Annotated in this window: 12 protein-coding genes; 6 read left to right on the top strand and 6 right to left on the bottom strand. The window is 66.7% G+C overall.

Going from position 1 to position 13,736, the window contains the following annotated elements:
- The first annotated feature begins 12 nt into the window (after positions 1 to 12).
- The gene (locus F7R19_RS22620; protein ID WP_061957630.1) at positions 13 to 486 is read left to right on the top strand and encodes an aminoacyl-tRNA deacylase; all 474 of its coding nucleotides are present in this window, start codon (positions 13 to 15) and stop codon (positions 484 to 486) included.
- A 6-nt stretch (positions 487 to 492) separates the two neighbouring features.
- Here F7R19_RS22620 and eutC read toward each other — a convergent pair whose 3' ends face one another.
- A complete protein-coding gene (gene eutC / locus F7R19_RS22615; protein WP_150982086.1) occupies positions 493 to 1,287 on the bottom strand; it encodes an ethanolamine ammonia-lyase subunit EutC in 795 nt (264 codons plus the stop codon).
- A gap of 16 nt (positions 1,288 to 1,303) precedes the next feature.
- A complete protein-coding gene (locus F7R19_RS22610) occupies positions 1,304 to 2,686 on the bottom strand; it encodes an ethanolamine ammonia-lyase subunit EutB (RefSeq protein WP_150982085.1) in 1,383 nt (460 codons plus the stop codon).
- 193 nt (positions 2,687 to 2,879) lie between these two features.
- Between F7R19_RS22610 and F7R19_RS22605 the strand changes: the two genes are divergently transcribed.
- Positions 2,880 to 3,968 (top strand): AI-2E family transporter, encoded by a 1,089-nt coding sequence (locus F7R19_RS22605; RefSeq protein ID WP_061957627.1) that lies wholly within the window; start codon positions 2,880 to 2,882, stop codon positions 3,966 to 3,968.
- A 112-nt stretch (positions 3,969 to 4,080) separates the two neighbouring features.
- On the opposite strand, the gene F7R19_RS22600 is transcribed toward F7R19_RS22605, so the two are convergent.
- Positions 4,081 to 4,788 (bottom strand): FadR/GntR family transcriptional regulator, encoded by a 708-nt coding sequence (locus F7R19_RS22600; RefSeq protein ID WP_223506000.1) that lies wholly within the window; start codon positions 4,786 to 4,788, stop codon positions 4,081 to 4,083.
- 145 nt (positions 4,789 to 4,933) lie between these two features.
- Here F7R19_RS22600 and F7R19_RS22595 point away from each other — a divergent pair, with 145 nt between their 5' ends.
- Genes F7R19_RS22595 through F7R19_RS22580 form a run of 4 tightly spaced genes read left to right on the top strand, consistent with a single transcriptional unit; the run spans position 4,934 to position 9,608 of the window.
- Positions 4,934 to 5,707, top strand: coding sequence for a (Fe-S)-binding protein (locus F7R19_RS22595; protein ID WP_150982084.1), 774 nt, complete (start codon positions 4,934 to 4,936; stop codon positions 5,705 to 5,707).
- A complete protein-coding gene (locus F7R19_RS22590) occupies positions 5,704 to 6,420 on the top strand; it encodes a LutC/YkgG family protein (protein ID WP_150982083.1) in 717 nt (238 codons plus the stop codon). Before F7R19_RS22595 ends, F7R19_RS22590 begins: the two co-directional genes overlap by 4 nt.
- Positions 6,417 to 7,862, top strand: coding sequence for a LutB/LldF family L-lactate oxidation iron-sulfur protein (locus F7R19_RS22585; RefSeq protein WP_150982082.1), 1,446 nt, complete (start codon positions 6,417 to 6,419; stop codon positions 7,860 to 7,862). Before F7R19_RS22590 ends, F7R19_RS22585 begins: the two co-directional genes overlap by 4 nt.
- A 48-nt stretch (positions 7,863 to 7,910) precedes the next feature.
- Positions 7,911 to 9,608, top strand: coding sequence for a lactate permease LctP family transporter (locus F7R19_RS22580; protein WP_150982081.1), 1,698 nt, complete (start codon positions 7,911 to 7,913; stop codon positions 9,606 to 9,608).
- Between the two features lie 54 nt (positions 9,609 to 9,662).
- On the opposite strand, the gene F7R19_RS22575 is transcribed toward F7R19_RS22580, so the two are convergent.
- From F7R19_RS22575 to F7R19_RS22565, 3 genes are all read right to left on the bottom strand, one after another.
- Entirely contained in the window at positions 9,663 to 10,802 is a 1,140-nt protein-coding gene (locus F7R19_RS22575) for a CaiB/BaiF CoA transferase family protein (protein ID WP_150982080.1), read from the bottom strand.
- Positions 10,803 to 10,830: 28 nt separating this feature from the next.
- Positions 10,831 to 11,829, bottom strand: a complete 999-nt coding sequence (locus F7R19_RS22570; protein WP_150982079.1) for a Bug family tripartite tricarboxylate transporter substrate binding protein — start codon at positions 11,827 to 11,829, stop codon at positions 10,831 to 10,833.
- A gap of 65 nt (positions 11,830 to 11,894) precedes the next feature.
- Entirely contained in the window at positions 11,895 to 13,712 is a 1,818-nt protein-coding gene (locus tag F7R19_RS22565) for an acyl-CoA dehydrogenase family protein (RefSeq protein WP_150982078.1), read from the bottom strand.
- Positions 13,713 to 13,736: the final 24 nt, after the last annotated feature.

The following is a 13,736-nucleotide window of genomic DNA, read 5'->3' as shown; positions in this document are numbered from 1 at the left end:
AAGGTAGTCATCATGGCAATGGCAGGCACCCTGGCTGGCAGGCTCAGCCGCATGAACAGCCAGTTCGACATCATCCGCCACCCGTACAGCCTCAGCAGCATGGCCACTGCACAGGCCGCACATGTTCCCGGAAACCGACTGGCCAAAACCGTATTGCTTGAAGACGAAGCCGGCTACGTGGCGGCAGTGATCCCTTCGTCGCATCACCTGCAGATGGCGGCGATCTGCGCGCAGACGGGCCGCCAGCTGGTATTGGCCCACGAGGACGAGATCCGCGAGGTGTTCAAGGATTGCGACCTCGGCGCGATCCCGCCGTGCGCGACGTCGTACGGCATGCGGACCTACGTGGACGAAAGCCTGCTGGAAGAGCCGGAAATCTGGTTCGAAGCCGGCGACCACATGGAACTCGTGCATATGGATCGCGAGCAGTTCATGAACCTGATGAGTGACGCCGAACGCGGCCGCTTTTCGCACCGCATGATGTAGGCGGGCTCAAGTGCGCGACAGCGTGGCGGATGCCGCGACGCTGTCGTCCTTCAGATCCACGCCGGACTTGCCCAGCGCCACAGCGCCACGCAGCAGGAAGACCAGCCGGTCCGCCGCCTGCGCATATGGCAGTCCTTCGGGCCGCACATTCGAGATGCAGTTGCGCTGCGCATCGGTACGGCCCACGCGCGGGTCGTAGGTCAGGTAGATGCCGAGGCTGTCCGGCGAACTGAGTCCCGGCCGCTCGCCGATCAGCATCACTACCTGTCGTGCGCCCAGTTGCTCGCCGATATCGTCGCCCAGCGCGACGCGAGATTGCCGCGCAATCACCACCGGGCCGATATGCCATTGCCGCAATCGCGCCAGCACCGCCTGCAGCAGCGGCACCGCGTGGCGCTGCGCGGCCAGCGCGGACAAGCCGTCCGCCACGACAAACACCACGTCATAGGGCCGACCGGGACGCGCCTGCGCACGCAGTCGCGCGCGACTGTCATCGTCCAGACGCCGCCCCAGGTCGGGCCGGCGCAGATATTGGTCGCGATCGGCGGCGGCGCTGTGCACCGGCAATCCTGTCAGGCCGATTTCGCGCAGGGCGGCTTCCACCCCCGTCACATCGAGCGGCAGATGTACGGCGTCGCGCGCCTGCGCATGGGCCAGTCCGAACGACAGGATCGTCTGGGTAGTCTGCGCGTGCCCGGTGCGGCCGATGCCAACGCGCGCGCGCGTGAACTGCCGCAGCCGGCGCCACGGATCGTCGGGCCCTGTGTCTTCCGGGGGCGGATTGATTGGCGTCGATTCCATGCGCGGCTCCGGTGCGTCAAAGCGTCTGCGCCATCGTCAGCAGCGGCTGGCGCGCGGGCGGATCGAGCAGTCGTCCGGCCTCGTCGAAGATTCCCATGCGCTGCAGCCATGCTTCGAATTCCGGCGCGGGCCGCAAGCCCATCACCTCGCGCAGGTAAAGCGCGTCGTGAAACGAGGTGCTCTGGTAGTTGAGCATGATGTCGTCCGCGCCGGGCACGCCCATGATGAAGTTGATGCCAGCCGCGCCGAACAGCGTCAGCAGCGTGTCCATGTCGTCCTGGTCCGCTTGCGCGTGGTTGGTGTAGCAGATATCGCAACCCATCGGCACACCCAGCAACTTGCCGCAGAAATGGTCTTCCAGGCCCGCGCGGATGATCTGCTTGCCATCGTAGAGATACTCGGGGCCGATAAAGCCCACCACGGTATTGACCAGCAGCGGCTGGTAGCGGCGCGCCACGGCATAGGCGCGCGCCTCCATGGTCTGCTGGTCGACGCCATGATGCGCATTGGCCGACAGCGCGCTGCCTTGTCCGGTTTCGAAATACATCAGATCGCTGCCGACGGTGCCGCGCCGCAGCGACAGCGCAGCCTGGTGCGCTTCGTCCAGTAGCGCCAGCGAAATACCGAACGCCTCGTTGGCCGCCTGGCTGCCGGCCACCGACTGGAACACCAGATCGACTGGCGCGCCCTGGTCGATGGCGCGCAGCGTGTTGGTAACGTGGGTGAGCACGCACGATTGCGTGGGCACATCGTAGCGGGACCGGATATCGTCGACCAGCTTCAGCAGCGAGACAATCGCGCCAAGGTTGTCGCTGGCCGGATTGATGCCGATGGTGGCATCGCCGCAGCCATAGAGCAGCCCGTCGACGATCGATGCGGCAATGCCGCGCGGATCGTCGGTGGGATGGTTTGGCTGCAGCCGCACGGACAGCCGCCCCGGTAGCCCGATCGTGCTGCGGAACGCCGTGACCACGCGGCACTTGCGCGCCACCGCGATGAGGTCCTGGTTGCGCATCAGCTTGCTGACCGCCGCCGCCATCTCCGGCGTGATGCCGGGCGCCACGCGCGCCAACGCGGCCGTATCGGTGTCATCCCGCAGCAGCCAGTTGCGGAAATCGCCCACGGTCAGGCTGGCAATCTCCCCGAAAGCGTTGGCGTCATGGCTATCGACAATCAGGCGCGTGACGTCGTCGTCCTCGTAGGGCACCAGCGCCTCGGTCAGGCAATGCGACAACGGCATGTCCGCCAGCGCCATGCGCGCCGCCATCCGCTCTTCCTCGCTGACGGCAGCCACGCCGGCCAGCGCATCGCCCGAGCGCGCGGGGCTGGCGCGCGCCAGCAGCGTGCGCAAATCGGCGAACACATGCCGGCGCGTGCCGACGGTATGGGTAAAGGCCATGCGGTCTCCGGAGAAATCGTTGCGCCGTCCTTTTGCTCCTCACTATAGGCGAGCCAGTCGAGCGGGGACGCAAGATCCGCGCCCGGCCCTGCATCGCGGTCCATGTATGCTCATGCTGACTTGCCATTGTGATGCGCCACATCGACAATCCGCCTCAGCCATTTCCTCCTTCACATCGCGTCCCCGCCGAAACATGCCGCAGCAGTTGGAAACCGAACACACCCAAGACCGCGCCGACGTGGCCGGCGCAGCCCCCACGACTTCCTCGACCACCCGGCCCTGGCTGGCGCCGGGCAGGTGGTCGCCCGTCACGGCGGTGTCATATGTGATTGCCGGCGGCGCGCTGCTGCTGGTCATGCACGCCAATCTGGTTGCCGCGCTGCTGGCCGGGCTGCTGCTCTATTCGCTGGTCGATGTGCTGGCGCCACGCCTGACCCATTCACGACGCGACGCGCTCGCCGTGTTCATCCTGTCGGCGGTCATCCTGCTGGGGCTGACCGGCGGTATCTGGGCGCTGGTGCATTTCCTGAGCGTCGACAGTTCCACCATAGACCGGCTGCTTGACCACGCCGCCAGCATCATCGACCAGTCCCGCGCCCAGTTGCCGGCCTGGCTGAGCGAGTATCTGCCGAATGGCGTCGAGGAATTGGCGACCACGCTGATTGCCGCGCTGCGCGAACACGCTCAGATGGCGCAACGGCTGGGCACCGACATCCTGCGCACGCTGTTGCATATCCTGGTGGGCCTGATCATCGGCGCAATGGTCGCGCTGTACCGTGCCATCGCGCGACCCAACCGCCGGCCGCTGGCCGGTGCGCTGATCGATCGCGCCCGCACGCTGCAGCAGTCGTTCGCGCAGTTCATCTTCGCGCAGATCCAGATTTCGCTGATCAACACGGTACTGACGGCAACCTACCTTCTGGTGGTGCTGCCGATGTTCCACCAGCACTTGCCATTGTCGAAGACGCTGGTGGCCGTTACCTTCCTGGCGGGGCTGCTGCCGGTGATCGGCAACCTGATCTCGAATACCGCGATCGTCGTGGCCTCGCTCTCGGTGTCGCTGCCGATCGCCATCGTGTCGCTGCTGTATCTGGTGGTGATCCACAAGCTCGAGTACTTCCTGAACGCGCGTATCATCGGCGCCCGCATCCAGGCCGCGGCCTGGGAATTGCTGACCGTGATGCTGCTGATGGAAACCCTCTACGGCATTTCCGGCGTGATTGCCGGGCCCATCTTCTATGCGTATCTCAAGCGCGAGCTGACCACCGCGGAACTCGTGTAATGGCCGACAGGCGGCCGCTCCTGCGCTGCAACGGGCGCCGCCAAGTGCTTGATTCGATTGGGTTGTGATACGCAGCAATTGGTACGACCAATTGCCCGGCCCAGCGTTGTCTTTAGCCGCCGCTGCCTTCCACCTTGCTGCGCACGAAATCGATATGCGTCTGCATGGCCGTGCGCGCTTCTTCGGGACGCCGCGCCAGAATGGCCTCGCACAGCGTGCGGTGCTGAAGCAGCAGCAGGTCCGACGAGGCCGCGTCGGCCTCGCGCAGTCCCGTGCCGTTGATCGTAATGTGCTCGCGCAGCATCCCCAACACACTGGTATGCAGATGCAGGAACATCGTGTTGTGTGACGCCTGCGCGATGGCGTCGTGCAGTCTGGCATCGGCGCTGGCTTCGCCCGCCTTGTCGTCGACCTTGCGCGAACGCTCCAGCTCCTTCATCAGCGCGCGTATACGTTTCAGGTCTGCGGCGTCAGCGCGTAACGCCGCGAAATATGCGGTGGCCCCTTCGAGCACGCGGCGAAACTCCAGAATGTCGTCGCGCAGTGCAGGATGGTCGGCTACCAGTTGCCCCCAGGGCGACGCAATACCGGTGCGCAGCTGGTCGGTCACGTATACACCCGCGCCGCGCCGGCTCTGTAGCAGGCCGCGCGCCGCCAGGCGCTGAATCGCTTCACGGATCGTGTTGCGCGCCACGTCATAGCGCTCGGCCAGCACGCGCTCGGCCGGCAGGCGCGCGCCAACAGGCCAAGTGCCGTCCAGCAACGCCGTTTCCAGCTTGCGCATGATGTCTTCCACGCGATTGCGCGCGCTGCCTGCCATCGATCGATCCCTTGCCTGCCGTATTGTTGCCGTGGCGCCCGAAAATTGGTCCAACCAATTTGCGCCCCGGCGCAAGACCGGGAATTATGCGCCGAAAAATGCCGCAGCGCGTATCACGGGCGGTGCCCCATCCCGGAGACAGACAATGCAAGCCAGGCAATATCCCCCCAACGTGCCGCAGCAGGTGTACCTGTTTGGCACGTGTCTCGTCGACCTGTTCGTTCCGCAAGCCGGTCTCGATGCCGTACGACTGCTGGAACGCGAAGGCCTGACCGTTCACTTTCCGCGTGCGCAAAGCTGCTGCGGCCAACCGGCCTACAGCAGCGGCAATCCCGAGCAGGCGCGCAAGGTGGCGCGCGCCCAGCTGGATCTGTTTCGCGAGCCCTGGCCGATCATCGTGCCGTCCGGTTCGTGCGCGGGCATGATGCGGCACCACTGGCCCACGCTGTTCGCCGACGATCCCGAAGCCGCCGAGCTGGCCGCCGACATCGCCGAACGGGTCTTCGAGCTGGCCGAGTTCCTGCTGAACGTACTGCATGTGCGCTTCGACACGGCGCCCAACGCGGGCGCGGAGCGCGTGGTCCTGCATACGTCGTGCGCTGCGCGCCGTGAAATGGGCACACGCGCGCACGGTGTGGCGCTGGTCGATGCGCTGCCGGGCGTGACGCGCGTCGAGCACGAACGCGAATCGGAATGCTGCGGCTTTGGCGGCACGTTCTCGCTCAAGCACGCCGATATCTCTGGCGCGATGGTGCGCGACAAGGTCGCATCCGCCTGCGCCACCGGCTGTGACCGGCTGGTTTCTGCCGATTGCGGATGCCTGCTCAACATTGGCCATGCCGCCGCCCACGCGGGGGCGTCGCTACCGGTCGAACATCTGGCGTCGTTCCTGTGGCGTCGGACCGGAGGTGCGGCATGACCACGATGAGCGCGCGCGAGCGCATGCTGGGCCGTTTGCGCGCGGCTACGCCAACCTCCGGCGCAACGCTGGCCGCCGACACCGCGTCGCTGGATCGACGCATCGACACGCACTTCGACCTGCGCCGCGGGCAACGGCCAACAGTGGCCGCGACGGTGGCGTCGATGCAAGCGGCGCTGACGGCATCGCACGCGGAAGTCGTTTGCGCCGATGCCGCCGATTGGCCGATGTGGGTAGCCGAGCGGCTCGCGCAGGACGGCGTGCGGCGGTTACTGATCGATACCTCCGCGCCCGAAGGCGCCGCGCTGGCCCGAGCACTGCCCGCCGGCGTCGCAACGGTGACCTTCGATCGACCGCTCGAGGACTGGAAGTCCGAGTTGTTCGACACCGTCGACGCCGGTTTCACGGTGGCGCGTTCCGGGCTGGCCGCCACGGGCACGCTGGTGCTGGCGCCCGATGCCGGATCGCCGCGCACGGTGTCGCTGGTGCCGCCAACGCATATCGCGCTGGTCTACGCCTCGACGCTGCACCCCGATCTGCACGCGGCGGTGCGCGCCGAAAACTGGGCCGATGGCATGCCCACCAATCTGGTCATGATCTCGGGGCCGTCCAAGACATCCGACATTCAGCAGACGCTGGCCTACGGCGCGCACGGTCCGCGCCGGCTCTGGGTCGTCATCGTGAACGATCACGCAGGAGACCCCGGACAATGAGCCAGCAAACACTGCATTTCGTACCGAGCGAGGACTTCCGCGTCCGCGCGCGCGCCGCGCTCGACGATCCCAAGCTGCGCCGCAGTTTTCGCGGTGCGATGGACTTTCTGCAGCAAAAGCGCGCCGTGCAGTTTCCCGACGGCGACGAGCTGGAACAACTGCGCGATCTCGGCGAGGCCGTGCGCCAGCACGCGCTGGCCAATCTGCCGGACCTGCTGACGCAGCTCGAAGCAAAGCTCACGCAGGCCGGCGTGCAGGTGCACTGGGCCGAAACCGCTGACGAGGCAAACGCGATCATCCACCGCATTGCCCAAGCGCACGCGGCGACGCGCGTCATCAAGGGCAAATCGATGGCCAGCGAGGAAATGGAGCTGAACCATTACCTTGCCGAACGCGGCGTGGATTGCATCGAATCGGACATGGGCGAGTACATCGTCCAGTTGGCCGGGGAAAAGCCGTCGCATATCGTGATGCCGGCAATCCACAAGACCAAGGCCGACATTGCCACGCTGTTCGAACAGCACATCGCCGATACACGCTATACGGAAGACGTCGACGAACTGATCCAGACCGGCCGACGCGCGCTGCGTCAGGCGTTCGTGCAGGCCGATATCGGGCTGTCCGGCGTGAATTTCGCGGCGGCCGATACCGGCACGCTGTGGCTGGTGGAAAACGAGGGCAACGGCAGGCTTTCCACCACGGTGCCCGATGTGCACATCGCCGTGATGGGGATGGAAAAAGTGGTGGCCAGGCTGTCGCACATCGTGCCGTTGTCCAGCTTGCTCACGCGCTCGGCCACGGGCCAGCCGATCACCACCTATTTCAACCTGATCTCGGGACCGCGCAAAAACCACGAACGCGACGGCCCGCGCGAAGTGCATCTGGTGCTGCTGGATAACGGCCGCAGCCAGGCCTACGCCGACGAGCAGCTGCGCGCCACGCTGCAGTGCATCCGCTGCGGCGCATGCATGAATCACTGTCCGGTCTACACGCGCATCGGCGGCCACGCCTACGGCACCACCTATCCGGGACCGATCGGCAAGATCATCTCGCCGCATCTGCTTGGGCTCGAAGCCACGGCGGATCTGGCCACCGCGTCCAGCTTGTGCGGCGCTTGCGGCGAAGTATGCCCCGTGCGCATTCCGATCCCACAGCTTCTGGTGCGCCTGCGCACCGAAGCGAATCGCGATCCGGACGAGGCGGTGCCGCATCCGCTGAAGGGCCAGGGCGCGAAATACAGCCGCCGCGAGCATCTGGTCTGGCGCTTCTGGAGCGGCGCCTTCGCGCATCCGGCCGTGTATCGCGTATTCCGGTGGGCCGCCACGCGTCTGCGCGCGTTCACGCCCGCCGCGCAGATGGGCTGGACGCAGCATCGCAAGCCACTGACACCCGCGCCAAAAAGCCTTTCCGATCTGCTTGCCGAGCGCAATCAGCCCGAGTAGCGGCGCGCGGCACACACAAGAATTCAAACACCATCAAGGAGACTTCCAGTGCAACCCTGGACCCAGATCTATACGCCGCTGGGCAGCCTCTGGCTGTCCGCGCTTGCGGCGGCCGTGCCCATCCTGTTCTTCTTCGTCGCGCTGGCGCTGTTGCGCATGAAAGGCCATGTGGCGGCGGCCATCACGCTCGCGCTGGCCGTGGCCGTGGCGATCGGCGCTTACGGCATGCCTGCGCCGCAGGCGTTTGCGGCAGCCGGCTTCGGCTTTGCCTACGGCTTGTGGCCGATCGCGTGGATCATCGTCACAGCGGTGTTTCTCTACAAGATCGTGGTGAAGACGGGCCAGTTCGACATCATCCGCGCTTCGGTGTTGTCGATCACCGACGACCAGCGTCTGCAGATGCTGCTGATCGGCTTTGCGTTCGGCGCGTTTCTGGAAGGCGCGGCGGGCTTTGGCGCGCCGGTGGCCATTACCGCGGCGCTGCTGGTAGGCCTTGGCTTCAATCCGCTCTACGCGGCCGGACTTTGCCTGATCGCCAACACCGCGCCGGTGGCATTCGGCGCGATGGGCATTCCGATCATCGTGGCCGGCCAGGTCACCGGCATCGACCCGATGCACATCGGCGCGATGGCGGGCCGCCAGTTACCGCTGCTGTCGCTGGCGGTACCGTTCTGGCTCGTTTTCATGATGGATGGCCGGCGCGGCATCCGGGAAACGTGGCCCGCGGCGCTGGTGGTGGGCGCAAGCTTCGCGGTCACCCAGTACTTCACGTCGAACCACATCGGCCCTGAACTGCCCGACATCACGTCCGCGCTGGTGAGCCTGGTTGCGCTGGCGGCGTTCCTGCGCTTGTGGCAACCGCGCTCGGCGTCGCAGCCGGCGCGTGGCGCGGTCTCCGGCGGCACCGTGGCGCTGGCCCGATTTGGCGGCGGCCTCGGTGCGCCGTCGAACCGCCAGGCCTCGCCCTACAGCTTCGGCCAGACGGTGCGCGCATGGGCGCCGTTCGGCATCCTCACGGCGATCGTGACGATCTGGAGCCTGCCGTCGTTCAAGGCCTTGTTCGCCGCAAACGGCGCACTGGCCGGCAGCGTGCTGAAGTTCAAGGTGCCGATGCTCGACCAACTGGTCATCAAGACCGCGCCGATCGTGGCGTCGCCCAAACCCTACGAGGCCGTGCTGAAGCTGGACCTGCTATCCGCCGTGGGCACCGCGATCCTGCTGACGGCGATCATCTCGGTAATCTTGCTGCGCATGAAGCCCCGGGACGCGCTGGTCACGTTCGGCGAAACGCTGATGGAGCTGCGCCGCCCGATCCTGTCGATCGGCCTGGTGCTGGCTTTTGCATTCGTGGCCAACTACTCGGGCATGTCGTCGACGCTGGCGCTGCTGCTGGCCGGCACGGGCGCGGCGTTTCCGTTCTTCTCGCCGCTGCTGGGCTGGCTGGGCGTCTTCCTGACCGGATCCGACACGTCATCGAACGCGCTGTTCTGCTCGCTGCAACACGCCACGGCCCATCAGATCGGCGTGTCGGACACCCTGTTGGTGGCCGCCAACACCACTGGCGGTGTGACCGGCAAGATGATCTCGCCGCAATCGATCGCGGTGGCGTGCGCCGCGACGGGCCTGGTCGGCAAGGAATCCGAACTCTTCCGCTTCACCGTCAAGCACAGCCTGCTGTTCGCGTTTATCGTCGGCGTGATCACGATGCTGCAAGCCTATGTGTTCACGGGGATGATCCCGGGCTGACGATGCCTCGCCACTTCACGCCCCGCGCGCCCAGCGCGGCGGCGTGGAGCGGACTCAGTCGTTTGCCGCTTCCCTTGGCAGGAACGCGTTGCCTTCAGTCAGCGGCGCGTGGCGGTAGGTGGCCGGCGTGCGGCTCAGCTTGATCGGCGCGCCCAGCCCCTTGTAGCCGCCCGGCATCTCCACCACCATTTCGCGATGCACGGTGTGCGGATGCGTCAGCGCATCGGGCACCGACAGCACCGGCGCGCACGGTACGCCCGCATCGGACAGTTGCGCGGCCAGCGCCTTGCCGTCCCACACCGCCATCTTCGCTTCCAGCGTGCCCTTGAGCATGGCGCGATTGACCGAGCGCGCGCCGGCGGTGGCAAAGCGCTCGTCGTCGGCCAGTTCCGGCACGCCGAGGTGGTCGCACAGGATGCGGAACTGCCGGTCGTTGCCCACCGCCAGGAAGATCGGATCGGTTGCCGTGGCCACGGTGTCGTACGGATAGATGTTGGGATGCGCGTTGCCGGTGCGGCCCGGCGTCTTGCCGCTCATGAACCAGTTGGCGGCGTGCGGATGCAGCAGCGACAGGCCCGAGTCATAAAGCGCCGCTTCCACGAACTGGCCGCGCCCGCTGCGTGCGCGTTCCTGCAGCGCCAGCAGCACGCCCAAGGCGGCGTTGAGTCCCGTCACCATGTCGACCACCGGCAAACTCACCCGCAGCGGATCGCGATCGGCTTCGCCGTTGATGCTCATGATGCCGGCCATGGCCTGGATCGCCGCGTCGTAGCCGGGCAGGCCGCCGAGCGGGCCGTCGGCGCCGAATCCCGATACACGGCAATGCACCAGCCGCGGAAAACGCTGCGACAGCACGTCGTAACCGAGTCCCCATTTTTCCAGCGTGCCGGTCTTGAAGTTTTCGACCAGCACATCGGCGTCGGCCAGCAGGGCCAGCAGCACCTCGCGATCGGCCTCCGCGGCGAGGTCGAGCGTCATCACGCGCTTGTTGCGGTTCAGGCCGAAGTAGTACGACGCCACGCCATCGCGAAACGGCGGGCCCCAGGTGCGGGTGTCGTCGCCTTGCGGCGGTTCGATCTTCAGCACGTCGGCGCCGTGATCGCCCAGGATCTGCCCGCAAAACGGGCCGCCCAGGATGCGCGACAGATCCACTACGCGAATGCCGGCCAGCGCGCCGGGTTGAAATGGCGTCATGTCTCTTCCTTGTTGTTATGTGTGGCGATCAGTCCAGCTGAGCGCCCGATTTCTGCACCACGGTACGCCATTTGGCCACCTCGGATTTCACGAAGCTGCCAAGCTGGTCCGGCGATGTGGACGGCGCCAGTTCCAGCCCTTGCGCCAGCAGCGTCTTGCGTACGTCGGGCTGCTGCAGCGCATCGGCAAACGCGCGGTTGAGCTTGCCGATCACGGCGGGCGGCGTACCGGCCGGCGCCACCACGCCGAAGAATACCGAAACATCGAAACCGGCGACACCCTGCTCGGCCACGGTGGGCACCTCGGGCAGCGCCTGCGAGCGGCCCTTGGTGGTCACGCCCAGCGCGCGCACCTTACCGCTCTTGATGAACGGCAGCGCCGTCAGCACATCGGTGAAGGTCATGCTGACCTGACCGCCCAGCAGGTCGTTCAGCGCGGGGCCGGTGCCCTTGTAAGGCACGTGCTGGAAATCAGTGCCGGCCAGGTTGTTGAACAGCACGCCGGCCAGATGCGACGATGCGCCGTTGCCGGACGATGCATAGGTGAGCTTGCCCGGATGCGCCTTGCCGTAGGCGATCAGTTCCTGCACGTTGCGGGCGGGCACGCCGGAATTGACCACCAGCACGTTGGGCAGATGGCCGATCTGGATCACGGGCGCAAAGCTCTTGATCGGGTCGTAGTTGATCTTGCGATAGAGGCTGACATTGATCGCCAGCGGCGCCGACGTCCCGAACATCAGCGTGTAGCCATCGGGCTCCGCGCGGGCCACGACTTCCGCGCCGATGTTGCCGCCGGCGCCGGCGCGGTTTTCCACCACCACCGGCTGGCCGAGGCTGTTCTTCAGCGCGGCGGCCAGCGTGCGGGCCATCGCGTCGGTGGGACCGCCCGGCGGATAGGTCACCACCATCATGATGGGCTTGCTTGGAAAATCCTTCTGTGCAAAGGCGGGCGTGGCTGCGGCAAGCAGCGTGCACGCGGTCATGGAAGCGAATGCGGCCAGGGCCGCGCGGCGGTGCCATTGGGGCATGATGCGTTGTCTCCGGTAAAGCTGTTTTTATGTGCGGGGGCGCAGTGGCGCGCCTGTGACGCCGTTCAGAACACGTTGACCTGATCGACCTGCCCGGCCGCGTGCGCAACGCCATCGGCCGGGGCAGCCACCGTTTCGGCCAGCCATTCGGGTTCGGCGCCGCCCGCCAGCGGATCTTGCGGCAGCACGCGATGCACGAGCACCAGTTGCGCCAGACGCATACGGCGCACCGATCCGATGCGGCCCGCTTCCCACGCCATGGCGACGGCGCTGGTCACGTGATAAAGCGCGGAGGCAGCCTGGCGCGCCATGACATCGCCGTCCGCGCCGGCATCGGCCGCGCGCGTCGCCAGCGCGGCGGCGCTGTCAATGGCGGTCTCGAAGGTGGCGCGGGCTGTGGCATGGAGCGGCGTATCGCGCAGCAGGCCCTGCAAATGCGCCTGCAGCACCGGCAGCGACCCTTCGCGGCGGATCGCGCGCAGCACATCGAGCGCGACGATATTGCTGGTGCCTTCCCAGATCGATCCGAGATGGGCGTCGCGCACCAGCCGCGGATCGCTCCATTCCTCGATATACCCGCAGCCGCCACGGATCTCCATCGCGTCGCCGGTCACCTTGCGCGCATCGCGGCACGCGCGGAACTTGATCAGCGGCGTCAAGATGCGCATCAGCGGATAAGCGTCGGATTCGCCAGCATCGGCGCGGCGCAGCGCTTCGGCGGTCTGGAACACCATCGTGCGCGCCTGTTCGGTCGGCAGCGTGAGCTTGAGCAACTGGCGACGCATCAGCGGCATGTCCGTCAGGCGCTTGCCGAAGGCGCGACGTTCACGCGCGATGAATTGTCCTTCCGTAAGGGCGCGGCGCATCAGGCCGGCGGCACGCACGCCGTTGGACAGGCGCGAGTTGTTGATCATGTCGGCCATCTGCACGAAACCGCGGCCGGGCTCGCCGACGAGGTAGGCATGCGCGCCTTCGAGGCGGATCTCGCCGCTGGCCATCGAGCGCGTGCCGAGCTTGTCCTTGAGCCGGATGATGCGGTAGTGATTGGCGCTGCCGTCGGCCAGCGTGCGCGGCAGCAGGAACAGCGACACGCCCTTGATGCCGTCCACGGCGGTGCCGTCGGCGTCTTCCACGCGCGCCAGCACCATCGCCAGCGCCGCGTCCGGATTCGAGCAGAACCACTTGTCGCCCACCAGACGCCAGCCGCCTTCGGCGCTGTCGTCGCGCACCGCGCGCGTGGCCGTGGCCGCGACGTCGGAGCCCGCGCCCTGCTCGGTCATGAACATCGCGCCCTGGTAGAGATCGTCGAAAACCTGCGTGGTCAGGTTGGGCAAAAAGCGCTCGACCAGTGCCGGATCGCCGAACTTGCGCAGCGTGCGCGTCAGGGAATCGGTCATCGACAACGGGCAGCACAAGCCGAACTCGGCCTGAACGAACAGATAGGTCAGCGCGTACTTGGCAGCGGGCGGCATCGGCTTGTCCCAGCCGAGCACGCCGCCGCGATGCGATGCCGCGGCGAGGCCGAATTCCGCAAACGCCACGCGTTCCAGTTCGACATAGGCGGGATGCTTGTGGATACGCTGCGCATCGAAGCCGCTGCGCGTGCGATGCGACAGCGTGGGCGGCGCGTGGTCGGCCACATTGGCCAGTTCGTCCAGCACGCCACCGGCCAGGGCGCCCATGCGCTCCAGGTGCGGCAGCAGGTGATTGAAGAGGTCGGCCGGCAGATAGAGCGGCAACAGCGCGCGCAGGTCCGGATCCGCCGTGAAAAGGCTCGCGCCGTGACGGTCGGGGACCGGATGAGCGTCGGGCGGGGCGGCGTGCGAAGCATGGGCGGCGGAGGTCGCCTGAAGGGCAGCGGGGCGGACGGCGCTGGTCGGCATCGAATGTGTCTCCGGAAGCTCCCG

This window comes from Cupriavidus pauculus, from assembly GCF_008801835.1.
GTDB lineage: Bacteria > Pseudomonadota > Gammaproteobacteria > Burkholderiales > Burkholderiaceae > Cupriavidus > Cupriavidus pauculus.
This window is presented reverse-complemented; position numbering and strand designations above follow the sequence as displayed.